Source organism: Sandaracinobacteroides sp. A072 (genome assembly GCF_052616365.1).
On record NZ_JBQXGU010000003.1, the window covers coordinates 312,234 to 337,314 of the forward strand.

Sequence of the window (25,081 nt, forward strand, 5' to 3'; positions counted from 1 at the left end):
GGTCAGAACTTCACTTGCGGGGCCTGGTCCGCGTTGACGGCCGTGGCCTTGAAAGGCTCCTTCGGCTCGGCGCCATAGATGACCTTTGCCGCAACGATCGACGGGAAGGTGCGGATTTCCACATTATAGCTGCGCACGGACTCGTTATAGTCACGCCGGGCGATGGCGATGCGGTTTTCCGTGCCTTCGAGCTGGGATTGCAGCGCGAGAAAATTCTGGTCCGACTTCAGCTCGGGGTATTTCTCCACCACAACCATCAGGCGGGACAGGGCCGAACTGAGGCCATCCTGCGCCTGCTGGAATTGCGCCAGCTTGGCCGGATCGTCGAGATCGCTGGCGTTGAGGGTCACTTGCGTGGCCTTGGCGCGCGCTTCCGTCACCCCGACAAGAACATCCTGTTCCTGCTGCGCATAGCCACGCACCGTCTCGACGAGGTTTGGAATGAGGTCAGCCCGGCGCTGATACTGGTTTTCCACCTCGCCCCAGGCAGCGTTCACGCCTTCTTCCTTGGTGGGAATGCTGTTGATGCCGCAGGCCGAAAGCGAAAGGGCGGCAGCCAGCGGCAGGGCAAGGCGGGCAAGCCGGCGCGAACGGGCATGATGCATGAAACGGAACTCCCCTGAATATCCTGCGCACCATCAAGACCTCTGGGGCCGCGGGCGTCAAGCCCGCCAGCCACGTCCTTATCTGCTGCATGCCCTCCCCTTGCCAACAGACACGAAAACAGGGACAGTCAAGATGAAGCAGCGTAAAAAAGGGGGAAGAAGATGCTCAAGGATTTCAAGGCATTCATCGCGCGCGGCAATGTCCTCGATCTGGCGGTGGCCGTGATCATCGGCGCAGCCTTCGGCACAATCGTCACTTCCCTCACCGAAGATCTGGTGATGCCGATCATCTCGGCCCTGACCGGCAAGCCCGATTATTCGTCCTTTTTCATCAGGCTGGGGGCGATCCCTGCCGATTTCACCGGCGATCCGAACAGCTATGCGGCGCTCAAGGAAGCCGGCGTGGCGATGCTTGGCTATGGCGCCTTCATCACCGCTCTTCTGAATTTCCTCATCATTGCCTTCGCGGTCTTCCTGATCGCGCGCTACGCAAACCGCCTTTTCAAGGGCCTCGAAGCCGAAGCCCCGCCGCCTGCCGCGCCGAGCGAGGAAGTCCTGCTGCTGCGTGAAATCCGCGACAGCCTGAAGAAATAGCCCGGCTGAAGAAGCTACCCGGCCCGGAACGAGCCATCAACAGAGAGACAGGTCAATGCGAAGCAGCTTGAAAGGTGCGGCGATGCTTCTGCTTCTGGCAGGCTGTGCAGGCACCACAGGGTCCGCCGGCGAAGCGGCCACCCTGTCATCCGGAGCCGGGGAGACTGCCATGCGTGAACAAGGCGGCGACGTGCCTGCAAAGGCCCTGGAAGGGGTCGAGTGGCAGGTTTTCGAAATCGACGGCGTCGCGGTGCATCCGCGCCAGCCGGTCACGATCGAATTTGCCGAAGGCCGCATTGCCGGCGGTACGGGCTGCAACCGCTTCATGGGCCAATATGCTATGGCGGACGGGCTGGCCATCGAATTAAAGCCGCTCGCCACGACCATGCGCGCCTGCATCGACCCGCTGATGGAGCAGGAACAGCGCTTTCTGGCGGTTCTGTCCGACGTGCGCAGCCGTTCGATCGAAGCCGACGGCACGCTTCTTCTGAAAACCGCCGACGGCCGCAGCCTGCGCGCACGCAGGCCCTGAAAACGCAGAAACTGAAACCGCAGGCCCTGAAAACACGGGAACTGAACCGCAAAAGCGAGGCCGGCGCCACCATGGGGTGACGCCGGCCATTTTCAGTCCCTGAAACCCCGCATCGGGGTCATGGGCCTTTCTACATGCTCCGCATCTGGACGATGCGGCCGGGCGCGCGCGGCGGCTCGCCCTTGGGCAGGGCGTCGATATGCTCCATGCCTTCCTCGACTTCGCCCCACACGGTATATTGCTTGTCGAGGAAGCGGGCGTCATCGAAGCAGATGAAGAACTGGCTGTTGGCGCTGTCCGGGTTGGCGGTGCGGGCCATGGAGCAGACCCCGCGCACATGCGGTTCGGCCGAGAATTCGGCCTTCAGGTCAGGCATATCCGAGCCACCGGTGCCGGTGCCGCGCGGGCAGCCGCCCTGCGCCATGAAGCCCGGAATCACCCGATGGAAGAGGATGCCATCGTAGAAGCCGCTGTCCGCCAGTTCAACGATGCGCGCCACATGGTTGGGCGCGAGATCCGGGCGCAGCCTGATGATGACATCACCGGATTCGAGCGTCATTTTCAGCTTGTCGGGCATGATCTTGTCCTTGTTCACCCGCCATGGGGCGGTGTTTTGCCTGTCGGCCCCGCCTAGCGATGCCGGTCGATGCTGGAAAGCCCCCGAGGCCCTGCCTGCGGCCAAAAGCGGGCGCGGCATGTCCTCCGTCTGTCGCTTGCGCCCTTGCTTTCCGGGCAGGATCAGGGCTTTCTCACCTCGTGCCGCCGCATTTCCCGCCTCTGCCTGCCGTTGCCATGGCCTGTGCCCTGATGCTGCCCGCCCTGATGCTGCCCGCCAAGGCTGGCGCGCAGCAGGCCCTGGCGGGCGACCAGCCAGCCGGCACGGCGGAAGGATTACGGGACCGCAGCGAAGACCTCTTCGGCCCGCTGGAGCCGATGCCCGAGCCGGACCTGCCCCTGCCGCCGCTTCCCACCGAAAAACGCCTGCCGCCAGAGCCGGAAGCCGATGAAATTGCCTTTCCGGCCCCGCCGCAGGCCGACCCGCTGCTCCTGACTCCAATGCCGCCGCTCGAAGATTTCGACCCGGCGCCCCGCGAGGATTTCGTCTTCACCGAAACCGCCGCCGAGGCGGTGCGCTATTCCGTCAGCATCGAGGGTCTCGCCGAAACCGGGCTCGAGGGCAGTTTCCGCCGCATCTCTGCCCTTGTGCGCGGTGCATCCCGCAGCGCCAGCCGCGCCCAGCTTGCAGCACGCACCAATGCCGACAAGGCCCTGCTGGAACGGCTTCTGCATTCGGAAGGCTGGTATTCCAGCCGGGTGTTCGCGAACCTCGATCCCACCGGCGAAGGGGATGCGGCCGTCAGCCTGCGCGTGCGGCCCGGCAGCCGCTACAGCTGGCGCGAAATAACGCTCGACCTCCTGCCCGAGGACAAGCCGGAACTGGGCCGGAATTTCGCCCTGAAGCCGGGCGATCCCGTCCGCGCCATCGCTGTCGAGGAAGCCGAAGGCGCCCTTCTTCTGGATCTCAGGCGGCAGGGCTATCCCTTCGCCGAAATCGGCGCACGCGACGTAGTGCTCGACGCGGACGGACCGACTGCCACCTACCTGCTCACAGGCGATACCGGTCCTGCCGGTGTCTTCGGCCCCATCCGGATGGAAGGCTTCCAGCCCTTCGATGCGCGCCATGCCGGCGTGATCGCTCGCTTCAGCCCCGGCGACCCCTATGACCAGGCCCTTCTCGACGATTTCCGCGAAGCGCTGATCGCGACCCAGCAGTTCGCCGGCGTGACGGTTGCCGTGGAGGACACGGGCGAGCGCGATTCCGAGGGGCGCGCGGTGACAGCCCTGGCCGTCAGCGGCAACAAGGGACCGCAAAAGCTGCTTTCGGGCCAGATCGGCTATGCCACGCAGGAAGGGCTGCGCACCGAGGCCGCCTGGCGGCATCGCAGCCTGCTCAGGCCCGAAGGCGATTTCACCGGCCGTGCCGTTATCGGCACCGAGGAGCAGCGCGCGTCCGCCGAACTCGACATGCGGAACTTCGGCCAGCGTGACCGCACGCTCAGCCTGCTGGCCGACATCGCCAATCTCAGCCGCCCGGCCTACCGGGCACGCACCATCACCCTGTCCGGCGCCATCGGTGTGGCGTCCACGCCGATCTGGCAGAAACGCTGGACATGGAACACCGGTCTTCTGCTCCAGGCTTCGAACGAGCGGGAACGCGCCCTGCCGGACCCGCGTGACGCAGCCGGCTTCATTGTCAGGCGAACCTTCTTCATCGCCGCCCTGCCCTCCTTCCTGGGCTATGACCGTTCGGACGATCTTCTCGACCCGACCAGGGGATTCCGGCTGGGCCTGCACTTCACGCCGGAATTCTCCCGGCAGGGTGGCGGCAACGAAACCTATGTCCGCGCCATTGCCGACGGCAGCGTCTACCAGAAGGCGGGACAGAAGCTCGTGCTCGCCGCACGCACGCGGCTGGGCACGATCGTCGGGGCCGATACGCTCGATATCGCACCCACGCGCCGCCTGTTCGCAGGCGGCGGCGGCTCGGTGCGCGGCTATGATTATCAGGGCGTCGGCCCGGTCGGCGTCAATGACCGGCCGTTCGGCGGGCGCGGGCTGTTCGAAGCCAGCGTCGAGGCCCGCTACCGCTTCGGCGATCTAGGAATCGTTGCCTTTGCCGATGCCGGCTCGCTTCAGAATGGGTCGATGCCGGGCTTCGACGGCATGCGTTACGGGGCAGGCCTTGGCGCGCGCTACTACAGCAGCTTCGGCCCGATCCGGATCGACATCGCCCGCGCCCTCGATCGCGGCCCGCGGGATCCGCTCGTCGCACTCTATATCTCCATCGGGCAGGCCTTCTGATGACGGCGATGGAACCGAACAGCGCCGAAACGGATTTCTCCGGACAGGAAACGGAGGCCCCGCGCAGCTGGTGGCGCTGGCTGGCCGGCAGCCTGCTGCTTCTGGTGCTGGCGCTGGCAGCAGCCGTGCCGCTCGGCCTCTGGTATCTGGCGGAAACGCCGGGCGGCCGGGCCTTCGTCGCCCGGCAGCTGAGCGGCCTGGAACCGGAATCGGGCATCCGCTACGACGTCGGCCGAATCGACGGCAGCCTGCTTTCCAGCTTCCAGATGGTGGACGTGGTGGTGAAGGATCTCGACGGCACGCTTGCCGTCCTGCCGCTCGTCGACGTGCGCTGGAACCCGGCCACGCTGTTCGGCAATCTCGTCAGCGTCGACAGCATCATCATTCCCGAAATGCGATTCCTGCGCATGTGGCGCCTCAACCCGCGCGACCCTGACGACCCGCTGCTTCCGGCGATCGACATCCGGATAGACCGGTTCGCGGTCGAACGGCTGGTGGTGGAAAAGGCGCTCGCCGGGCGGCGCGAAGTCCTTTCGGCGAGCGGCCGGGCGGACATCCGGGCCGGACGGCTGCTGATGGACCTGAAGGCCGATGCCGAAAGCGGCGATGCGCTCACCCTGCTTCTCGACGCCGAGCCGGACGGTGACCGCTTCGATCTCGATGCCAGGCTCGACGCACCGGCCGGCGGCCTGCTCGCCTCTGCGGCCGGGCTTGATCGCGCGCTGATCCTGAAGACAGACGGCAATGGCACATGGGCGCGCTGGCGCGGCCGCCTGCTGACCAGCCTTGGCAATGGCGATACGGCTGAAACCCTTGCCGACATCAACCTCGGCGCCGATGGCGGGCGCTTCCGCGCAACCGGCGCCATCAGGCCCGCCCCGCTTCTGGAGGGCCCGCTGGCGGCGCTGGGCGAGCCGGACATCGCGCTCGATGCCATCGCGTCCGCAAAGGGCGACATCTACGAGCTGCGCCTCGTCGCCAGTTCGACGGCGTTCGCACTCACGGCCGGCGGGGGCCTGGACCCAAGAGAAAACCGGCTGCACGCCGCCGTGGCCGATGTCGTGCTGAAGGAACCGGGCCGGATCGACCCGGCGCTTTCAGGCGAGACTCTGCGCGCCCGGCTGGAAGCGGACGGACCGCTTGCCGGGCTGGAAATCGGCTGGACCGCCAGTGCCGGGCGCATCCGCCTCGATCGTGCCGACCGCTCCGACGGGCCCATAGGCATCGACGATCTGCGCGCCAGCGGCGCGGTGACACTGGCAAAAGGCGATGATCCGCTTCGCGCCACCGCTTCGGCCACGGCCGGCGCCCTTGCCGGCCTGCCGCCCGAATTCGCCGCCATTGTCGCCAGCCCGCGCCTGTCGGGCGCGCTCAGCTTTGCCGATGGCGTGCTGACGATCGAGCAGGTCGACTTCGACAGCGCGCGCCTGAAGGCAGGCGGCAAGGGCCGGATGCTTGCCGATGGCCGGCTGACGGCGGATTTCGATGCCAGCCTCGCCCGCTACGACATCGATGGCCTTGGCCCTGTCACCCTGTCGGCCAGCGGACGGCTCGACAAGGCATCGGGCGCTGCCCCGCGCGTTGCCGGGCGCTTCCAGGGCCGCACCCTTGCCCTTGCCAACGACGCTGTCGCGCGCTTCCTCGGTGGCAACCCGGCCCTCTCGGGGGATTTCGCGCTTGCCGCCAGCGGCCTTGTCGCCGCCACCAATGTCCGCCTGCAAAGCCCGAAGCTGACGCTTGCCGGTAGCCGTGCCAGCTATGACCCGGAAAGCGGGCGCTTCACGCTCGCGGCCAGTGGCGCCAGCACGGATTACGGGCCGCTGGTGCTGACTGCCTCGGGCACGCCTGCGGCGCCGACAGCCCGGCTTGCCATGGAACGCCCCGGGCTTGGCGTCGGCCTGCAGGATCTTGTGGCGGATATTGCCCCGGACGGCAGCGGGCGACTGCGCGTGACGGCACGCGGCACCACCCCGCAAGGCCCGCTCGATGGCCGGGCGCTGATCACCCTTGCCAACGGCCAGCCATTGACGCTGGATGTTGAGCGGCTGTTCTTCGCCGGGCTGGAAGCGCGGGGCAGGCTCGTGCAGACAGCGGCCGGCCCCTTCGCCGGCGACCTCGTCGTCGACGGACAGGGCCTCGACCTTCGGCTTCGCCTTGCCGGACAGGGCGGCATCCAGCGCGTGGACGGGCGCGCGGGCCTCGTCAACAGCCGCCTGCCGCTGCCCACGCCCATCAGCATCAACAACGGCTCGGCGCGCTTCAGGCTGCTTCTGGTGCCCGATCGCCCGCACCTCACGGGCAGCTTCCGCCTGACCGGGCTGCGGCGCGGAAACCTTGTGCTGACTCGCGCCGAAGGCAGCGCCAACATTGCCGGCGCCAGCGGTCTGGCGAAGCTCGCTGTCAGCGGCCGCGCGGGGGATGGCAAGCGGCTGCAGGCCAGCCTCGGCGTGCAATCCGTGAGCGACGGCTATGCGCTCAGCCTGGACGGCAGGCTGGGGGACCAGCCGCTGCGCCTGACCAACCCCGCCCGAATCGCGCGCACAGCCGACGGGTGGCAGCTGAAACCCGTGCGGCTGCAATTGCAGAAGGGCGAGGTGCTGCTCTCCGGAAACTGGGGCAAGAGCAGCAACCTCCAGCTCTCGCTCAAGGATGTCGACCTGTCGGTCGTCGATCTCTACGCTGCTGATTCCGGGCTGGGCGGCACGGCCAGCGGTCGCCTCGACCTCAGGCTCGATGGCCGCTCGGCCATTCCGGCCGGAAGTGCCGATCTCGACATCAGGGGCCTGCAGCGCAGCGGCCTTGGCGCTGAGCCGGTTCCGGTCGATGTCAGGCTTTCGGCACAGTCGGATGGGGCGGCGCTCAGGGTCGGGGCCAATCTTTCCTGGCAGGGCAACCGGCTTGGCCGGCTGGTGCTGCGTGTCGATCCCGGCGCCGGCGACAGCCCGCAGGACCGGTTCCTCTCGGGCGCGCTCAGCGGTGGCGTGCGCTACAATGGCCCGGTCGAGCCGCTCTGGGCGCTGGCCGCGCCCGAAGGCCAGGTTCTGAAAGGCCCGATCGCCATCGGGGCCGATTTCGCCGGCACGCCGGGCGCGCCGAGCCTCGCCGGAATCGCGCGGGGCAGCGGCATCGTCTATCGCAACGTTCAGTTCGGAACCGAAATCACCGACATCGCCTTCAACGGTCGCTTCAGCAATGCATCGCTGGTGCTTGCCAGCATCACCGCGCGGGCGAACGGCGGCACCCTCAGCGGCAGCGGGGTCGTGCGCCTCGATGCCGATTCCGACCGGATGGTCGACATCAGCGCCAGGCTGGACAAGGCGCGCCTTGCCAATAGCGATACCATGCAGGTGACCGTATCCGGCCCGGTTCGCCTGCAGGGCGAGGGTGGCACCGCAACGCTTTCGGGCGACCTGAAGGTCGATTCGGCGCGAATCCAGCTGATGCAGGTGGAAACCAGCGAAATCCCGCAACTGAAGGTGCGCCGCGCGGGCGAGGTTCGCGTGCCGGAACCGGAAAGCAGCTTTGCCGCCAGCCGGCTGAACCTGGATGTGCGCATCCGTGCCGATGACAGGGTGCGGGTGGAAGGCATGGGGCTGGACAGCTTCTGGGGCGCCGATGTGCGGATCCGGGGCACCGCCAGGGATCCGCGCCTCGTCGGCTCCGCCAATCTGGTGCGGGGGGACTTCCAGTTCGCCGGCAGCGACTTCGACATCACGCGCGGCCGCGTCATCTTCAATGGCGCCCCGCTCGACAGCGCCATCGACATCCAGGCCCAGACCGTGGCGCAGGATGTGACCGCCATCGTCACCATAGCCGGCACCGCCGCCCGGCCGGATGTCCGCTTCACCTCGACCCCCAGCCTGCCGCAGGATGAAATCCTCTCGCGCCTGCTGTTCGGCACATCCGTCGCCGATCTTTCCGTGACCGAGGCCGTGCAGCTCGCAACCGCCATTGCCGGGCTTCAGTCCGGCGTCGACACCATGGGCAAGATCCGCCGCTCGGTCGGCCTCGACCGTCTGCGCCTCGTGGGGGACAACAGCGATACCGGCATGGGAACAGGCCTCGCCATCGGCAAGCGGCTCAGCCGCAACCTCTATGCGGAGGTGCTGACGGATGCGCAGGGCAACACCCTCACCTCCGTGCAGGTGACGCTGAGCCGCGTGCTTTCCATCCTGGCAGACGTCAGCAGCCTCGGCCGCAGCAGCGTCAACCTGCGCTACCAGCGCGAATATTAGGGCTGGCGCCAATCACCGATATGAGGGTGCGGGCATGACGCGGCAGGCACCTTAGCATTCCGGAAAGGCCTGCTCACCCTGTCAGCCTGCGCCAACTACCGTCAGCAGGCCAAGTTGGCTGGCTCGGAAGTTCATTGCGATGGCATGGAAAGGGCCGGCAAGGCCCCCGCTTTATCAGTCGTCGACCGGTTCCGTCGCGGTGCGCACGCCCTCGACGATGGTGCGGGCTGCGCCGACCACGTCCACGCCCTGCGTGCAGCCGGTCATGCCGCCGGCGCCCACGGTGGAGCAGCTGCCGGTGCCGGTTGCGCTGGGGCGGCCGCTGGCAAGGGCGGCCCGGTTTTCGCCTACCCGGTCCTCACGGGCGGTCTTCTCCGCCTTTTCCTGCTCGCGGATGTCCTTCGGAATGCGGAAACGCTCTTCCTCCGGCCGGCGGGCGCAGACGATGATTTCATCCGGGTTGGTTGAAACGGGGCATTCGTCACTGCCGAACACCACGACGGTGCGTGTGCGATAGTTGCCGCTCTGCGCCTCCGCCGGAGCCGGAAGGGCCGCAAGAACCATGGGCGTCGCCATCGCGGCCAGTGCCAGCACCCAGCGCATTCCCGTCTCCTTCAGCATCAGTCCACCCTTACACGAAACAGCCCCGCGCATGAACCGAAGCTGAGCCAAGGGCAAGAGGCAGGCGCATGCCATGCGACCCTTGCCCATGGACGCAGCGGCGCATCCGCCTACACTGTAAAGAGTGCGGAATGGAACCCCGGCTGCGGGGCGCAGTTGGAAACGGATGGCAGCGGACATGACAAGCGGCATTCACCACATGGGCGTCACCGGGCTTCTCACGGCCTATCGCGCGGGGCGTGTCAGCGTGGCGGCGGCTGTCGACCACTTCCTCGATCGCATCGCCCGGCTCGACGGACGGATCGGCGCCTTCACCCATGTCGATGCCGAAGGCGCGCGGCGACAGGCGCTGGAAAGCGCCCGGAGGTGGGACAGAGCCAGGCCCCGCGCCCTCGAGGGCGTGCCGGTGGCGGTGAAGGCAAACATCGATGTCATGGGCATGCCAGTCCATGGCGGCATGGCCCATGGCGGCAAGACCGGAACGCCGGAAAGACGTGCCGAACGGGATTCGGTTGCCGTCGCCCGGCTGCGGGAGGCCGGCGCCATCATTCTCGGCCTGACCGCGATGGACGAAGCGGCCCTCGGCGCCACGACCGACAATCCGCATCATGGCCTCTGCCACAATCCTCATCGCCATGGGTACACGCCAGGCGGCTCCTCCGGCGGCGCGGCGGCTGCGGTCGCTTCCGGCTTTGCGGCCGGGGCGCTGGGCAGCGACACGCTTGGCTCGGTGCGGATACCGGCCAGCTATTGCGGCATCGCCGGGCTGAAACCGGGGCAAGGCGTCGTTTCGGCACAGGGGCTCATGCCGCTTGTGCCCAGGCTTGAAACCATTGGCACGCTGGCCATCTCGGCGCGGGATTGCGGGCTGCTTCTCGACGCCATCGCCGAAAACCCGCCGGCGCCCTCCACGGGCCTGCCCACGCGCTTCGCCATCCTCGATTCCATGTCGCAGGTGCCGATGGAACCAGCCGTGCTGGCCGCTTTCCGGCTGGCGGCGGACCTGCTGAAAGGGCTGGGGCTGGACATGCGCGAACATGCCAGCCCCATCGATCATCGCCGCGTACGGATTGCCGCCTATGCAGAGGCAGCGATGGCGGCCGATGCCCTGCATGGCGGGCGTGACGATCTCGGCCCGGTGCTGCGCGGGGCCATTGGCTTCGCGCGGTCCGTGTCCCCAGATCTGCGGGCACAGGGCCGGGCGGCGATGGATGCCGCCGGGAACGAACTTGAGGCGATCGTCGCGCTTGATGACGCCATCCTGCTGCCGACGACACCGCAGCCGGCCTTTCCCCACACAGGTCCCCACACAGGCGAGCCGCCCTCGACCCAGGCCGATTTCACCCTGCTTGCCAATCTCGCCGGGCTGCCCGCGATATCCATTCCCGCCGGATGGACGGCCGATGGGTTGCCAGTCGGCGTTCAGCTTGTCGGCCGCCGCGGCGGAGAAGCAGCGCTCGTCGCGCTTGCCACCCGGCTCGAAGCGACGCTCAATGCCTGGCGGCCGCCCGTTGTGGAAGAAGCATGAAAGCCACGCAACTGGCCCGTGCGAAACGCCCGGGGCTGCCGCTCAGAGCATGCCCTCGGACGTGTAGAAGCTTGAAAAATCATTGTCCCAGACGAAATTGGTGAAGCTCATCCCGATTGTGAGCGAAAGCCCCTCGACATGGTGCCACCAGCCGACCGGAATGAAGAGGATCTCGCCCGGCCCGATGTCCAGCTGAACGGTCGCCGGCCTGTTGGCGGCAAGGGCATCGCCAAGACCGGCATCCGCCCCGAAAAGGCTGAAGCAGTGGCGATGGTTGCGCATGCGCGGCGTTTCGGCAGGTGACGCCAGCGTCACCCGCTTGCGGCCGACAAAGTTCACCAGCAGATTCTGGGTCAGGTCATGGTGCCATGGGGTGATGGTGCCGCGCGGCCCCATCCAGAAGAAACCATCCCCCAGCCGGCTTTCGCCAAGATAGCCGGGAAGCGGGCCGACATCCCGCCACAGAGGCGCCAGCGCCTTCCTGTTCACGCCGCTGTTGTTGGCCGTGACGTAGAAATCATTGGTGCAGGGGTCGCCGCGCAGCCTGTCGAGCACGTCATGCCATTTCAGGCGGCTCTTGTGGGCGATGCTGTTCAGCTCGAAATCCGGGTCTGTCTCCCGGCCTGTCTGCACCTCGATTTCGGGGTTGCCCGGCTTTTGGGCCAGGGCATCGAGTGTCCAGCCCATGGCCGGCCAGTCGTCCACCATGCCGGTCAGCACTGCGGGCATCAGGCGGCTGTAATGATCGCGGAAAAAGCTGTCGGCATCGGGCCGGTGGAGCCGCGGCACCGCAGCCGGCGTCATGCGTTCCAGCCGGGCGCGGCATTCCAGCAGCCAGTCCCGCTTGGCAAGGCGCGCCTTCAGCCTTTCAGCCCCTTTCATGTAAGGGTGCTGCTGGGCGGCCGCCACTTCGGCCCGCGCTGTCTGCAAATCGACGCCGCGCCGGGCCAGTTCGCCGAGCAGTGCATCGCGCGCCACGCCATCGAGCAGGCGTTCGGCAATCAGGGCGCGCAGGCCATCATCGACCATGGGGGCTGCCGGGCGCATGCCAAGGGCGCGGAGGGGGTCGTCAGGCCGGAAGGTCTTGCGGGCATCGAGCATGTTTCAATCATGCGTCCGGCTGATGACAGCAGGATGACAGCAGGATGAATGCAAGGGCGCCGATATCGCCGGCAGGCCGCCTAGAGCTGGCTTGCCGGAATGGAGAAGGTGTCGCAGGCATCCACCGTGCCGGCACGGAAGCCGCGTGTCAGCCAGCGCACGCGCTGCTCGGCACTGCCATGGGTGAAACTGTCGGGCACCACGGCCTGGCCGGCCTGGCGTTGCAGCGTGTCATCGCCGATGGACTGGGCCGCGCGCACACCCTCGGCGAAATCCGTTTCATCGAGCAGCGCACGGTTGCGTGATGCCCAGATGCCGGCGAAACAGTCTGCCTGAAGTTCCTGCCGCACCAGCAGCTGGTTGCGTTCGGCTTCACTGCGTGCGCGCCGCTGGGCCAGCGCCACCTGTTCGGACAGGCCGGCCACCGTCTGCACATGGTGGCCCACTTCATGGGCGATCACATAGGCTGCGGCGAAATCGCCGGGCGCACCGAAGCGGCTGGCCAGCTGGTCGAAGAAGCTGGTGTCGAGATAGATCTTCCGATCCGCCGGGCAGTAGAATGGCCCCGAAGCCGCGGACGCAAGGCCGCAGGCAGACGATACGCGCCCGTCGAACAGCACCAGCGTCGGCTCGGGATAGGTTTCGCCGCCCTCGCGGAAGATGGCGCCCCATGTGTCTTCCGTTGTCGCCAGCACCTTGGCGACGAAGCTGTCGGTGGAGGACTGGATCTGCGCGGGGGCAGATGCCCCGGTCTGCGCCGGGGGCGAGGCCACCTGCCCCGGAATCAGCCCGCCGCCACCGCTGCCGAGGCCGCCGAAAAGCCACAGGCCCCCCAGCACGACGAGAACGCCCACGATCCCGAAGCGGGAGCCGATAAGCCCCAGCAGCATCGGGACCAGCCCGCTCGCGCCGCCCGAGCCCCCCGCACCCTGACGCCGGCCGAAGCCCGGGAAGCCGCCCATGCCGCCCCGCCTGTTCTCGATGTTCCGGCTTTCCCGCTGATCGTCCAGACGCATGTAAAAACCCCCTCGCGCAAGGCCTGCCCTTTTCCGGGACCGGAAGAATGACAGTAAGTCCAAGGATAGGGCTTTTGTTCCACGGTGGCGAGGCATTCCGCCGCAAAGCCTTGGCATATGCCGGGCAAGGCCCCATCTTTCCGCACTGGCATATCAGGGACTGTCATATCAGGGAGATGGGCATGCGCACCGCACTGGCACTGCTGGGGACAGCACTGGCTTTCACGCTGGCAGCGGGCGCGCCCGCCAGCGCGCAGGCGCGCGAAGGCGCCGCCAGCCGGCAGGCGACATCGCCAGCGCCGCCCATCGTCCCCTTCGAGGTGGCGGCGGAGCCGGGCCTTGCGGCAAGCGTCTGGGCAAAGGGGCTGGAGCATCCCTGGGGCATCGCTTTCCTTCCCGATGGCCGCGCACTGGTTACGGAACGCCCCGGACGGCTTCGCATCATCTCCACCGATGGCCGCGTCGGCCCGCCGGTGGCCGGGCTGCCCAGGGTTGCAGCCGTCGGCCAGGGCGGGCTTCTCGACATTGCCATCCATCCCGGATTCGCGCGCAACGGCCTCGTCTATTTCACCCATGCCGTCGGCACGCAGGACGCCAACATGACGGCGCTGTCGCGCGGCAGGCTCAGCGGCAACATGCTGGCTGACGTGAAGGAACTGTTCCGCAACCCCGTCGCCAAGCGCGGGGGCGCGCATTTCGGCGCACGGCTCCAGTTCCTGCCCGATGGCACGCTGCTGATGTCGGTGGGCGATGGCGGCAACCCCAACATCAAGCTGAACGGCCAGAACATCCGCGACCAGGCGCAGAACCCGAAAAGCTGGTTCGGCAAGGTGCTGCGGGTGAACGCGGATGGCCTGCCGCTGAAATCGAACCCCGGCGTCGCCAACCCGAAGCTTGGCTGGGACGCGCGGGTGTGGAGCATGGGCCACCGCAACATCCAGGGGCTGGCGCGCGACCCGAAGACCGGCACGATCTGGGCGACCGAGCATGGCGCGCGCGGCGGGGACGAACTGAACCGGCTTGCCTCGGGTGGCAACCATGGCTGGCCTGTTGTCACCTACAGTACCGAATATTCCGGCGACCCGATCACTGCCGAGCGGTCCCGCCCCGGATTCCGCGATCCGGTTTCCGTCTGGACCCCGTCGATCGGCGCGTCCGGTCTCGCCGTCTATCGCGGCAAGGCGATCCCTTCTCTCGATGGCGCAATCCTGGCTGGCGGGCTTGTCAGTTCGGATGTGCGGGTGGTGCGGATCGGCGCGGATGGCCGCCCCGGCCCGGAACGGCGCATCGAACTGGAAGCCCGCGTCCGGCAGGTGGCCGTCGGCCCCGACGGGCTGGTCTATGTGCTGACCGACGAGGAAGAAGGCCGGATCATCCGGCTGGCCCCTTCCCGCTAGGCTGGCAGCCAGCCGGGCATGCAGGCATCGCTGCTTGACGAATACATTAGGATTTCCTAATTCTATTGCATGACCCAAAGCCCGGTTTCCATGAAAGGAAAGCAGATGGCCGCCAGCATTGAAGCCTTTTTCGACGAGGCCACCAACACCGTCTCCTACATCGTCTCCGACCCTGAGACGAAAGAGGCCGCAATCATCGATTCCGTCCTCGATTTCGATCCGGCATCGGGGAAGATCTCCACCGAATCCGCCGACAGGCTCATCGAACGGCTCCGCAGCCTCGGCCTGAAGCCCGTGTGGATCCTCGAAACCCACGCCCATGCCGACCATCTCTCGGCAGCCGGCTATCTGAAGCACAGGACAGGCGCCCCCATCGGCATCGGCGGCCGGATCGACGAGGTGCAGCACATCTTCCGCCCGCGCTTCGGCATCAGCGGCAAGCAGGATGGCGAGGGCTTCGACCACATGTTCGCCGATGGCGAGCGCATTCCGCTCGGCACGCTCGAATTCGAGGTCATCTCCACGCCCGGCCACACACCCGCCTGTGTCAGCTACAGGATCGGCGATGCCGTCTTTGTCGGCGATACGCTCTTCATGCCCGATTACGGGACCGCGCGGGCGGACTTTCCCGGCGGCGATGCCCGGACGCTCTACCGCTCCATCCGCCGCCTGCTCAGCCTGCCGCCCGAAACCCGGCTTTTCATGTGCCATGACTACAAGGCGCCCGGCCGCGACGCCTATGCCTGGGAAACCACGGTAGGGGCCGAACGCGAGGGCAATGTGCATGTGAAGGACGGCATCAGCGAGGATGAATTCGTGGCCATGCGCGAAGCGCGCGATGCGACCCTCGATTCGCCACGCCTGCTGCTGCCTTCCCTGCAGGTGAATGTGGAAGGTGGCCGCCTGCCGGACCCAGCGCCCGATGGCGCACGCCGCCTGGCGCTGCCGCTCAACGTGCCTGAAACCTATGCCGAGGCCTGAGGCCAGGGAGAATGAGCCTGGGCTGCATAGGCTTCTTATGGGGGTTTATCTGTAGGAGATAATCCGGGATAAACCCCCTATGGACCCCGTTCGAAACCCCTTTGCACCCGGGGCCGGCACCCGCCCGCCCGAACTCGCCGGCCGCGATGACCTGATCGAGCGCGCGCAGATCGCGCTCGACCGCATCGCCCTTGGCCGCCCGGCCCGAAGCTTCATCCTTCACGGCCTGCGCGGTGCGGGCAAAACCGTTCTGCTCGGCCAGATCAGGCAGGATGCCGAAGCGCGTGGGCTGCATGCCGTGCGCATCGAAGCGCCGGAGGACCGTTCGCTCCCGGCGATCCTCGCCGCGCCGCTGCGGGCGCTTCTGCTGAAGCTCGACAGGCTGGAATCGGCGAAACTGGGCGCGCGCAAGGCGCTGCGGGCGCTGGCGAGCTTTGCCAGCCTGAAGGCGAAATATGCCGATATCGAAGTCTCGCTCGATTTCGAGCCGCTGAAGGGCACGGCGGATTCCGGCGATCTCGAAGTCGATCTGAGCGAATTGCTGCTGGCCGTCGGCGAGGCCGCGCGCGAGCGGGACAGCGCCGCAATCCTCTTCATCGACGAGCTGCAATATGTGCGCGAAACCGAAATGGCCGCGCTGATCGCGGCGCTTCATGCCGTGGCGCAGGCGGGCCTGCCTGTCACCATGGTGGCAGCGGGACTGCCGCAGCTTCTGGGCCGCATGGGGCGTGCGAAAAGCTATTCCGAGCGATTGTTCGAATATGTCGAAGTCTCCCGGCTGGATGCCGGCGCCGCGCGCAACGCCATCGTCATCCCCATCGAACGGGAGGAGGAATCGATCGAGCCGGCGGCAGTCGATGCGATCATCGCGGCAACCGAGGGCTATCCCTATTTCCTGCAGGAATGGGGCAAGCATGCATGGGATCTGGCCTTCTGCTCGCCCATAACCGTGCGGGATGTGGAGAATGCAAGCGTCACGGCCCTGGCCGAACTGGATGCCAGCTTTTTCCGCGTGCGCTTCGACCGGCTGACGCCGACGGAAAAGCGCTACATGCGCGCAATGGCCGAGCTTGGGCCGGGATCGCATCGTTCGGGCGATATTGCCGAGCGGCTGGGCAAGCAGGTCACGCAGCTTGCGCCCATCCGCAATTCGCTCATCCGCAAGGGCATGCTCCATTCCCCGGCGCACGGCGACACGGCCTTCACCGTGCCCATGTTCGACAGCTTCATGAAACGCATCATGCCGGAATGGCCTTGAGCAGGCCGGCTCAGCCGGACCCCGTCAGATGGCCGGCTCAGCCGGACCCCGTCAGATGGCCGGCTCAGCCGGACCCCGTCAGATGGCCGGCTCAGCCGGCCAGGGCTTCCACCAGCGCCTTCACCTTGGCGGATTTCCATTGCGGCGCCGGCGCGCACAGCCAGTAGCCATCGTCGGACGGCACGGGCGCCCCGCGCTCCTCCACCTGCCGGGCGGCAAGCGCCGCTGCCGCCAGCGTGCGCGGCACGCGCACCTCGCCAAGCCCGGCAATCGCCCAGTCGAGCGCCTGGCCGGCATCGGGCAACGCAAGCGAAGCGCCCTCGCCATTGCGCCAGCCGATAGGCCGCGACGGGGCGCCGGGGGCGGCCACCGTCACCAGCTCCTCATCCTCGGCGAGCTTGCGCCCGAAGACGCCTTCGGCATCCGGGGCCGGGCCATAGCTGAGCGCAAGGTCGAGATTGGCCTGGCTGAAATCGACCGGCGCATCCAGCGGCAGGATCTGCACCGTGGTTTCGGGATGATCGAGAAGCCATGGCGACAGGCGTGGCATCAGCCAGTGGCGGATCGCGCCGCGCGCGCAGCCCAGCGACAGGCGGGTTGCGCCCTGCCCTTCGCGCAAGGCCGCGACCGTTTCCTCGAAGGCGGAAAAACCGGCCCTCAGGTGCGGCAGCGCCCGGATCGCCTCGGGCGTCAGCTCCAGCCCGCGCGCCGTGCGGCGGAACAGGATGACGCCCAGCGTCTCTTCCAGCGCGCGGATCTGCTGGCCGACGGCGGCCGGCGTCACGGCCAGTTCGTCGGCGGCCCTGGTGAAGGACAGCGAGCGCGCGGCGGCGTCAAAGACCCGCAGGGCATTGAGCGGAAGCAGCGAGCGCTTCATCAGCTGGCCGCCCGCCGGGCATCGGGCGAGATCAGGTCGAAGGCCGGAATTGCCACATCGATCCGGCGGCCGCCGGAATCCAGCATGCCATAGCGCCCCCGCATCGAACCCATGGGCGTGGTCAAGGGGCATCCGGACACATAATCATAGCTTTTGCCCGGCTCGATGACCGGCTGCTCGCCCACCACGCCCTCGCCCATCACGTCGCGCCGCTCGCCCCGGCCGTCTATGATGATCCAGTGCCGATCCATCAGCTGCACGGCAAAGCCGCTGCCATTCTCGATCCGCACATGATAATGCCACACCCAGTGGCCATGCGCCGGGTCAGACTGGTCACCCGCATAGCGGGGCTGGACGCGCACGGTGATGCCCTCCGTCGTTGCCTCCGCCGCGAACAGGCTGTCGAGGCTCACAGGCCGATCGCCCGCAGCGCCTGATCGAGATCCCCGATCAGGTCGTCCTTGTCCTCGAGGCCGACGGACAGGCGCAGCATCCCCTCGCCGATCCCCATTTCCGCACGCACATTCTCGGGCACGCTGTAATGGGTTGTGGACGCCGGGTGGGTCATCAAGGTCCGGCTGTCGCCGACATTGTTAGAGATGTCGATGAGCTGCAGCGCATCGAGCAGGCCATGGGCTTCCGCCCGGCCGGGCAGATGGATGGCGATGATCGTGCCCCCGGCCGACATCTGCGCCATGGCGAGCCTGTGCTGGGGGTGGCTTTCGAGGCCGGGGTAAAGAAGGCCCGGTACACGGCCTTCGAGGAAACGGGCGACGGCCAGTGCATTCTCGCAGGCGCGCGTCACCCGCATTTCCAGCGTTTCCAGGCTTTTCAGGATGACCCAGGCGTTGAAGGCCGACAGCACCGGCCCGGTGTGGCGGGCAAAGGCCATGTAGGTCTTTTCCATCCATTCCGCCGGGCCGAGCACGGCGCCGGCCAGCACCCGGCCCTGCCCGTCCATCAGCTTGGTGGCGGAATAGGCGACGATGTCGGCGCCAAGCTCCAGCGGCCGCTGGACGACGGGCGAGGCAAAGGCATTGTCGACGATGACAAGGGCGCCGGCGTCATGGGCGATGTCGGACACGGCCTTCACGTCCACGATGTCGAGCGTGGGGTTGGCCGGGGTTTCAAGGAAGACGGCGCGGGTGTTGGGGCGCATCGCGCGGCGGAAGGCTTCCGGGTCGCGGCCGTCAACCACGGTCGTCTGGATGCCGAAGCGAGGCAGGATCGTATCGACGAGCACGCGGCAGCTGCCGAAAAGCGCCCGGCCCGCCACCAGATGATCCCCAGCCGAAAGGGTGGACAGAAGCGTCGCCGACATGGCCGCCATGCCGCTTGCCGAAACCCGCGCGGCTTCGGCCCCTTCCAGCAGGCAGAGCCGCTCTTCCAGCATCTCGACCGTGGGGTTCTGCAGGCGCGAATAGGTCATGCCCTTTTCGTCGCCCCGGAAGCGCGCGGCGGCCTGGCCGGCATTGTCATAGGAGAAGCCCGACGTCAGGAAGATGGCTTCCGAGGTTTCGCCAAATTCGCTGCGGGCCGTACCGCCGCGCACCGCGCGGGTAGCCGGTTTCCAACTGGCCGTCTGGCCGCGATCCTGTCCTGCTCGCCTTTTCATGCTGCCGTCCTTAAGCCCCGCACGGCCCGGCGCAAAGCCCCCGGCTGCTGTGGACCTGCCTGATGCTTTGGGTTAATGCGAGAGCTGCAAAACAATAAGGGTGTCCATGCGTTTCTGGTTTTCCATTCTCGGGGCAGCCACGCTGCTTTCTGCTGCCGGCATGATCATGTCAGCCACCAGGGCCGATACCGCCCATGCGCAGCCTGCGCCGCAGGCGGGCAAAACCCCCAGCGCTGCGCCCGCAACCGCCTCGAAAACGGCTTATGATTTCACCCTCACCCGCATCGACGGAAAGCCGCTGCCGCTCTCCGGCTATCGCGGCAAGGTGATCCTGCTGGTGAACACGGCAAGCTTCTGTGGCTACACGCCCCAGTATGAAGGCCTGCAGAAGCTTCATGAAAGCTACGGGCCGAACGGCTTCACCGTGATCGGCGTTCCCTCTGGCGACTTCATGTCCCAAGAATATGACGACAACGCCAAAATCAGGGATTTCTGCGAAACCAAGTTTGGAATCACCTTTCCCATGGCCGAAAAGGCCGTGGTGAAGGGGCCGAAAGCCGCGCCCATCTACCAATGGGCAAAAGCCAGCCTGCAGACGGAGAATGAGCCCAAATGGAACTTCCACAAGTTTCTCATCGGCAAGGACGGACGGCTGATCGCCGGTTTCAGTTCGAAGGTGACGCCGGAAAGCCCCACGCTGAAGCGCGCGATCGAGCAGGCCATCGCGGCATGATGCGGATCGCGCTGATTTCCGCCGCCGCACTTCTCGCCGCCTGCGGCCAGAAGCCGGCGGAAGAAGCCCCGGCAGAGCCTGTCGCCGCCGAAGCAGCCCCCTCGCTTGCCACGGCAACGCGTTCGGTCGGCTACAGCTGCGACAAGGATCTGCCCGTCACGGCCGTCTATGGCACCAATGCCGAGGGTCAGTCCGACGTCTCGCTCGTGATCAAGGGCCAGAACTTCAACCTCGTCCAGACTGTCGCCGCCTCCGGATCGCGCTATGCGTCGCCGCAAGGGCTGGAGCCGGGCAAGGGCCTGATCTGGTGGGAAAAGGGCGACGAAGCCATGCTTCAGGAAATCCCGTCCGACAAGATGGAAGACATGGAAGCGGCCGTCACCATCCGCACCTGCCGGGTGAAGAGCGAAGAGGCCGAAGCGGCTGCCATGGCGCCCGATGCCGCAGCCGGGGAAGCGGCCGCGGTTCCTGCAGCCTGACCGCTTACGGCGCGCCTCAAGGGACAGGCCCGGACAGAATGAGGCCCGGCCCGGCAGACCGCCGGCCGGGCCTTTTTCATGGCCGTTCCACCCACGCCGCCGAGGCTGCCAGCCGGCACAGCCCTAGCTGCGAAGCGCCTCGATCGGAGAAAGCCGCGCGGCGCGCGTTGCCGGCCACCAGCCGAAGAAGATGCCGATCCCGGCCGAAATCAGGAAGCTGATGACGACCGAACTTGCCGTGATGACGGTGGGAAACGGCAGGAAGTTGCCAGCCACGAGGGCGGCGCCCGTGCCGAACAACACGCCGGCAAGGCACCCGGCCAGCGACAGGACCAGCGCCTCCATCATGAACTGCAGCCGGATGGCCGCGCGCGATGCGCCGATCGCCATGCGGATGCCGATCTCGCGCGTACGCTCCGTGACCGACACCAGCATGATGTTCATGATGCCGATGCCCCCCACCAGCAGGCTGATTCCGCCGATCGCCCCCAGCAACAGGCTGATGGCCGAGGTGGTCTGCGAGAAGGTGTCGCCCACGGCCGTGATATTGGTGATGGTGAAGTCATCGGCATCGGCCGGCGCAAGCCTGTGGCGACGGCGCAGAAGCTGGCGGATGGCTTCTTCCGTCTGGGGCATGGCCTCCTGTGTCTCGACTGAAAGCGAAACCGTCCGCACCGAGCGGCGGAACGCCCCGGGGCCTTGCACCTGCCGCTGGGCGCTGTTGAGCGGAAGGACGATCGTGTCATCGCGGCTGACGCCGCCGATGCCCTGCCCGCGCACCGGCAACACGCCGATTACGGTAAAGCTGGTGCCCCGCACGCGAATACGCCGGCCAAGCGGATCATTGGCGCCGAAAAGCTCGTCAGCGACAGTCTGGCCGATCACCGCGACCCGCGCTGCCTGCCGCTCCTCCATGGCGGTGAAGGCGCGGCCCTGTTCCGGGAACCAGTCCTGAACCTCGAACCAGGCAGGTGTGGAGGCGACCACCTGGGTCAGCCAATTTTCAGGCCCTGCCACCACCTGGGTGGCAAAACCTGTCTGGGGCGCAGCAGAAACGACGGATGACAGCGCCCCGATCGCCTCGGCGTCATCCAGCGTCAGGGTGGGCGCGGTGCCGATGCCCTGCGCAAAGCCGCCGCCGCTGCGCGCCGCACCGGAACTCACGATGATGAGGTTGGATCCCAGCGAGCTGATCTGGCGCTCGATATAGCCCTGAACGCCCGAACCGATCGCCAGCATGAGAATGACGGCGGCCACGCCGATGATCATGCCCAGCATCGTAAGGCCGGATCGCAGCCGGTTGGCGATCAGCGCCGCCCAGGCTTCGGCAAGCATCGAGCCAAGCATCAGACGCGCGCCCCTTCCTGCTGGGCGGCGGCCTTCATTTCCGGCGTTGGCGGGCCATCATAGGCGACCCGCCCGTCGAGGATTCGCAGCACCCGCCGGGTCGCGATGGCGACACGCGGATCATGGGTGACGATGATCACCGTCACGCCCTGCTTTTCGTTGAGGTCGTGGAAAAGCTGCATCACATCTGCGCCGGTCTTCGTGTCGAGCGCACCCGTCGGCTCGTCGGCGAGAATGAGGCGCGGGCTGTTCGCCAGCGCCCGCGCAATCGCCACACGCTGCTGCTGGCCGCCGGAAAGCTGGCTGGGCCGTGAATCCTCCTTGCCTGCAAGCCCCACTCGCTCGAGCATCTCGCCGGCCTTTCTCAGCCGTTCCTCGCGGCCCAGCCCGGCATAGATCAGGGGCAGCGCCACGTTCACCCGTGCCGAAAGGCGCGGCAGCAGGTTGAACTGCTGGAAGACGAAGCCGATCTCCATGTTCCTGAGCCGGGCCAGCTGGGGCTCGTCCAGGGACGAGATATCCTCGCCATCGAAGACATAATTCCCCGATGTCGCACCATCGAGGCAGCCGATGACGTTCATGAGGGTCGATTTCCCCGAGCCGGAAGGCCCGACGATCGCCATCAGCTCGCCCTCCTCCACCGTCAGCGAAACACCATCGAGCGCGCGGAAAGGCCCCGCTCCGGTCTGGAACTCCTTCACGATGTCGCGAAGCTCGATCAGGGCGCCCATCGGCTTCAGTCACCCTTGGCTTCGACAAGACCGGTGATGACCGTATCGCCTGCCTTCAGTTCACCGCCCAGCACGATGGAGTGCATGGCATCCGATGCCCCCAGGCGGATCCGGCGGGGCTCGGGCTTGCCTTCGGCGCCCAGCACGAAAAGTGTGGCCGGCGTGCCCGGCCCGGCATCATCCCGCTGCCCTGCCGGTGCGCGCTGGGGCTTCCAGTCCTTCGGCTTCCAGCTGAGGGCGGCGTTGGGCACCAGCAGCACGTCCTTGTACCCGCGCACGATGAAACTCGCCGTCACGGTCATGCCCGGTAGCAGGGCGCCATCCGGATTGGGCACATCGACGATCACGGTGAAGGTCACGACATTCTGCTGTGTCGAAGGGTTCAGCCGCACCTGGCTGACCTTGCCGGTGAATTCCCGCTCGTCATGGGCATCCACCGTGAAGCGCACCGTCTGCCCCTCGCGCACACGGCTGATGTCTGCCTCGGCCACCAGCGCCTCGATCTGCATGGAATCAAGGTTGCGCGCGATGGTGAAGAGGGTCGGTGTCTGGAAGCTGGCCGCGACGGTCTGGCCGATATCGATCTGGCGACTGATGATGATGCCCGAAACCGGCGCGCGGATGACCGAGAAGCCGAGGTTCGCCCGGTCCTGCTCGACCGAGGCGCGGGCCGACGCGACCTGTGCCGCCTGCGAGCGCGCGCTGGCGAGCGCCTGCTCATAGTCCTGCTGGCTGATGAAGTCCTGCCGGCGCAGTTCGGCGGCACGCTTCGCATTGGCTGCCGCCAGTTCCGCCTGCGCCTGCGCATTGGCGAGGCTTGCCTCGGATTGCGCCAGCCGGGCGCGGAACAGGCGCGGGTCAAGCTCCAGCAGCACCTGCCCCTGCGTCACCCGGTCGTTGAAATCGACATACAGCTTCTCGACCGTGCCGGAGACCTGCGAGCCGACATTCACCACCCGCACCGGGTTGATCGTGCCATTGGCGCTGATTTCCTCCGTCAGCGCGCCAAGGACGACGGCCTCGGTCTGGTAACGGCCGGATTCGTCCCGGTCGCGCCCCAGCCAGAGCCAGAGGCCGATGGCGACCACCGCCACAAGGGCAAGGATCAGGGCAAGACGTTGGCCGCGGCCCAGGCGCTTCATGGTCATTCGACTGCTTCTCCGATCCGCCCGACAGCGTGGGCAAGTCGCAGCTGTGCGCTGCGGACACCATAGTCGGCCGCCACCAGCTGCTGGCGCGCGGCGGCAAGGCTGGCCTGCGCGTTCAGAAGCTCGGTCACCCCGGCAAGGCCGGCCTTGTAACGCCCCTGCGACAGGGCGGCTGCTTCTTCCGCGCTTGCCAGCAGGCGTCGCGCCGTCTCGAGATTCTCAGTTTCGGTGGCAAGGGCCTGATACTGGCCCCAGACATCGAGCGCGGCCTGCAGCCGGGCATCGGCGTAGAGGGCGTCGGCGCGCTCGGCCTCGCGGTCGGCTTCGGCGACGGCCGCTGTCCGGCCGCCGCTGTCGAACAGCGGTATTGAAACCGTGACCCCGGCCTGACCCGAGGCGAGATCCGAGCCGGCGCTGGTGAAAGTAGCGGCAGGCCCCGCACCAAGGCTGATGCTGGGCCGCCGGGCCGCGCGCGCGGCGCGCGCGGCGGCACGGGCGCCATCGCTGCTGGCTTCGGCCAGCCGCAGGTCCGGCCGCAAGCGGTCGGCCTCTGCGATCAGATCGGCCGCGGCAGCAAGCCCCGCGCCGGCGGAAACCGCCTCGGGCCGGGCAAGCGGAAGCCGGACATCGGGCGGCAGCGCCAGAAGCGACGCCAGCCGGCCGCGCGCTACTTCCAGATCCCCTTCGGCGCGACGAAGATCCAGCCGGGCACGGGCCTCGGCAGCGTCTGCCTGCAACCGGTCCGAGCGGATGCCGATGCCGGCACGCTGCCGCGCTGTGGCGGCTTCGAGGGACACCTCCGCAAAGCGCAGGTTGCTGCGGGCGGCATCGACGCTTTCCAGCGTCGCCAGCACGGCATGATAGGCAAGCCCCGTCTCGAGCGCGATGGCCTGCGCCCGATCGGCAAAGTTGGCAAATGCCGCCAGGCGGTTGGCGCGCGCGGCATCGATCCGCGCCGCGCGCCCGCCGAAATCGGTGACAAGCCACGAAAGGGACAGCCGCGCCGTCGCCGATACGCCGCTGTCGGTCGTCGCCGGAAAACCGCCGCCCCAGCGCCGGCTCAGGCTGGCATCCGGCCCCAGTGTCGCATCAAGCCTGGGGCCATAGGCCGCACGCGCCTGCACCTCGCGCTCGGCGGCGGCCCGCACGGACGCCCATGCGGCGGCCGTTTGCGGTGCGCGGCAGAGGGCAAGATCGACAAGGGCAGCCAGATCAAGCGGCGCGGATGCCGCAAGTTCGGCGGCCGAAAGCGCCTGGCAGCCGCCCTCGGGGCTGGCGGCACGGGCAACGGACAGGCCGGCCGCCGGAAAATCCGGCATGGGCGTGAGGGCTGCCGGATTGTCCCGCGCCTGCGCTGCCCCGGCCAGGACGGAGGCGAGGCAAAGGGAAAGGCGGAAAGCAAACATCCGTGCCGGCAAGGC

The 25,081-nt window shown here is 67.3% G+C and carries 22 protein-coding genes; 10 read left to right on the plus strand and 12 right to left on the minus strand.

Features of this window, described 5'->3' with window-relative positions; translation table 11 throughout:
• Window positions 1-2 precede the first annotated feature (2 nt).
• Entirely contained in the window at window positions 3-605 is a 603-nt protein-coding gene (locus ACUJ46_RS10420) for a LemA family protein (protein WP_445390423.1), read from the minus strand.
• A gap of 162 nt (window positions 606-767) precedes the next feature.
• On the opposite strand from ACUJ46_RS10420, the gene mscL reads away from it, so the two are divergent.
• Both mscL and ACUJ46_RS10430 read left to right on the plus strand, forming a co-directional pair.
• The gene (mscL, locus tag ACUJ46_RS10425; RefSeq protein WP_445390424.1) at window positions 768-1,199 is read left to right on the plus strand and encodes a large conductance mechanosensitive channel protein MscL; all 432 of its coding nucleotides are present in this window, start codon (window positions 768-770) and stop codon (window positions 1,197-1,199) included.
• A gap of 169 nt (window positions 1,200-1,368) precedes the next feature.
• On the plus strand, window positions 1,369-1,731 hold the full coding sequence (locus ACUJ46_RS10430; RefSeq protein WP_445390425.1) for an META domain-containing protein: 363 nt from the start codon (window positions 1,369-1,371) through the stop codon (window positions 1,729-1,731).
• A gap of 130 nt (window positions 1,732-1,861) precedes the next feature.
• On the opposite strand, the gene ACUJ46_RS10435 is transcribed toward ACUJ46_RS10430, so the two are convergent.
• Window positions 1,862-2,308: a peptidylprolyl isomerase gene (locus tag ACUJ46_RS10435; protein ID WP_445390426.1), complete on the minus strand. Its 447-nt coding sequence runs from the start codon at window positions 2,306-2,308 to the stop codon at window positions 1,862-1,864.
• 215 nt (window positions 2,309-2,523) lie between these two features.
• On the opposite strand from ACUJ46_RS10435, the gene ACUJ46_RS10440 reads away from it, so the two are divergent.
• The gene (locus ACUJ46_RS10440; protein ID WP_445390427.1) at window positions 2,524-4,593 is read left to right on the plus strand and encodes an autotransporter assembly complex protein TamA; all 2,070 of its coding nucleotides are present in this window, start codon (window positions 2,524-2,526) and stop codon (window positions 4,591-4,593) included.
• Window positions 4,593-8,828: a translocation/assembly module TamB domain-containing protein gene (locus ACUJ46_RS10445; RefSeq protein WP_445390428.1), complete on the plus strand. Its 4,236-nt coding sequence runs from the start codon at window positions 4,593-4,595 to the stop codon at window positions 8,826-8,828. The genes ACUJ46_RS10440 and ACUJ46_RS10445 overlap by 1 nt, the downstream gene beginning before the upstream one ends.
• Window positions 8,829-9,002: 174 nt before the next feature.
• On the opposite strand, the gene ACUJ46_RS10450 is transcribed toward ACUJ46_RS10445, so the two are convergent.
• Window positions 9,003-9,449, minus strand: a complete 447-nt coding sequence (locus ACUJ46_RS10450; protein ID WP_445390429.1) for a hypothetical protein — start codon at window positions 9,447-9,449, stop codon at window positions 9,003-9,005.
• 178 nt (window positions 9,450-9,627) lie between these two features.
• On the opposite strand from ACUJ46_RS10450, the gene ACUJ46_RS10455 reads away from it, so the two are divergent.
• Entirely contained in the window at window positions 9,628-10,977 is a 1,350-nt protein-coding gene (locus ACUJ46_RS10455; RefSeq protein ID WP_445390430.1) for an amidase, read from the plus strand.
• A gap of 42 nt (window positions 10,978-11,019) precedes the next feature.
• Here the strand turns inward: ACUJ46_RS10455 and ACUJ46_RS10460 are convergent, their stop codons facing one another.
• On the minus strand, window positions 11,020-12,078 hold the full coding sequence (locus tag ACUJ46_RS10460; RefSeq protein ID WP_445390431.1) for a cupin-like domain-containing protein: 1,059 nt from the start codon (window positions 12,076-12,078) through the stop codon (window positions 11,020-11,022).
• Window positions 12,079-12,158: 80 nt separating this feature from the next.
• Window positions 12,159-13,094 (minus strand): KPN_02809 family neutral zinc metallopeptidase, encoded by a 936-nt coding sequence (gene ypfJ, locus ACUJ46_RS10465; RefSeq protein ID WP_445390432.1) that lies wholly within the window; start codon window positions 13,092-13,094, stop codon window positions 12,159-12,161.
• Window positions 13,095-13,276: 182 nt separating this feature from the next.
• On the opposite strand from ypfJ, the gene ACUJ46_RS10470 reads away from it, so the two are divergent.
• The 3 genes from ACUJ46_RS10470 to ACUJ46_RS10480 all read left to right on the plus strand — a co-directional run bounded on the left by ACUJ46_RS10470 (window position 13,277) and on the right by ACUJ46_RS10480 (window position 16,730).
• Complete coding sequence (locus ACUJ46_RS10470; RefSeq protein WP_445390433.1) at window positions 13,277-14,491, plus strand: PQQ-dependent sugar dehydrogenase; 1,215 nt, start codon at window positions 13,277-13,279, stop codon at window positions 14,489-14,491.
• A 105-nt stretch (window positions 14,492-14,596) separates the two neighbouring features.
• Entirely contained in the window at window positions 14,597-15,472 is an 876-nt protein-coding gene (locus ACUJ46_RS10475; protein ID WP_445390434.1) for an MBL fold metallo-hydrolase, read from the plus strand.
• Between the two features lie 79 nt (window positions 15,473-15,551).
• Window positions 15,552-16,730, plus strand: a complete 1,179-nt coding sequence (locus ACUJ46_RS10480) for an AAA family ATPase (protein WP_445390435.1) — start codon at window positions 15,552-15,554, stop codon at window positions 16,728-16,730.
• Between the two features lie 91 nt (window positions 16,731-16,821).
• Here the strand turns inward: ACUJ46_RS10480 and ACUJ46_RS10485 are convergent, their stop codons facing one another.
• Genes ACUJ46_RS10485 through metZ form a run of 3 tightly spaced genes read right to left on the minus strand, consistent with a single transcriptional unit; the run spans window position 16,822 to window position 19,222 of the window.
• Entirely contained in the window at window positions 16,822-17,607 is a 786-nt protein-coding gene (locus ACUJ46_RS10485) for a LysR family transcriptional regulator (RefSeq protein WP_445390436.1), read from the minus strand.
• The gene (gene apaG / locus ACUJ46_RS10490; RefSeq protein WP_445390437.1) at window positions 17,607-18,020 is read right to left on the minus strand and encodes a Co2+/Mg2+ efflux protein ApaG; all 414 of its coding nucleotides are present in this window, start codon (window positions 18,018-18,020) and stop codon (window positions 17,607-17,609) included. Before apaG ends, ACUJ46_RS10485 begins: the two co-directional genes overlap by 1 nt.
• Window positions 18,017-19,222 carry an O-succinylhomoserine sulfhydrylase gene (gene metZ / locus ACUJ46_RS10495; protein WP_445390438.1) on the minus strand — a complete coding sequence of 402 codons (1,206 nt, stop codon included), beginning with the start codon at window positions 19,220-19,222 and terminating at the stop codon, window positions 18,017-18,019. The genes apaG and metZ overlap by 4 nt, the downstream gene beginning before the upstream one ends.
• A 106-nt stretch (window positions 19,223-19,328) precedes the next feature.
• On the opposite strand from metZ, the gene ACUJ46_RS10500 reads away from it, so the two are divergent.
• Both ACUJ46_RS10500 and ACUJ46_RS10505 read left to right on the plus strand, forming a co-directional pair.
• The gene (locus tag ACUJ46_RS10500) at window positions 19,329-19,955 is read left to right on the plus strand and encodes a glutathione peroxidase (RefSeq protein ID WP_445390439.1); all 627 of its coding nucleotides are present in this window, start codon (window positions 19,329-19,331) and stop codon (window positions 19,953-19,955) included.
• Window positions 19,952-20,434, plus strand: a complete 483-nt coding sequence (locus tag ACUJ46_RS10505; protein ID WP_445390440.1) for an MliC family protein — start codon at window positions 19,952-19,954, stop codon at window positions 20,432-20,434. Before ACUJ46_RS10500 ends, ACUJ46_RS10505 begins: the two co-directional genes overlap by 4 nt.
• A 123-nt stretch (window positions 20,435-20,557) precedes the next feature.
• On the opposite strand, the gene ACUJ46_RS10510 is transcribed toward ACUJ46_RS10505, so the two are convergent.
• The 4 genes from ACUJ46_RS10510 to ACUJ46_RS10525 are packed head-to-tail and all read right to left on the minus strand — an operon-like array spanning window position 20,558 to window position 25,066.
• Window positions 20,558-21,781, minus strand: coding sequence for an ABC transporter permease (locus ACUJ46_RS10510; RefSeq protein WP_445390441.1), 1,224 nt, complete (start codon window positions 21,779-21,781; stop codon window positions 20,558-20,560).
• Window positions 21,781-22,512 carry an ABC transporter ATP-binding protein gene (locus tag ACUJ46_RS10515; RefSeq protein ID WP_445390442.1) on the minus strand — a complete coding sequence of 244 codons (732 nt, stop codon included), beginning with the start codon at window positions 22,510-22,512 and terminating at the stop codon, window positions 21,781-21,783. Before ACUJ46_RS10515 ends, ACUJ46_RS10510 begins: the two co-directional genes overlap by 1 nt.
• A gap of 5 nt (window positions 22,513-22,517) precedes the next feature.
• On the minus strand, window positions 22,518-23,660 hold the full coding sequence (locus tag ACUJ46_RS10520) for an efflux RND transporter periplasmic adaptor subunit (protein WP_445390443.1): 1,143 nt from the start codon (window positions 23,658-23,660) through the stop codon (window positions 22,518-22,520).
• Window positions 23,657-25,066, minus strand: coding sequence for a TolC family protein (locus ACUJ46_RS10525; RefSeq protein ID WP_445390444.1), 1,410 nt, complete (start codon window positions 25,064-25,066; stop codon window positions 23,657-23,659). The genes ACUJ46_RS10520 and ACUJ46_RS10525 overlap by 4 nt, the downstream gene beginning before the upstream one ends.
• Window positions 25,067-25,081 lie beyond the last annotated feature (15 nt).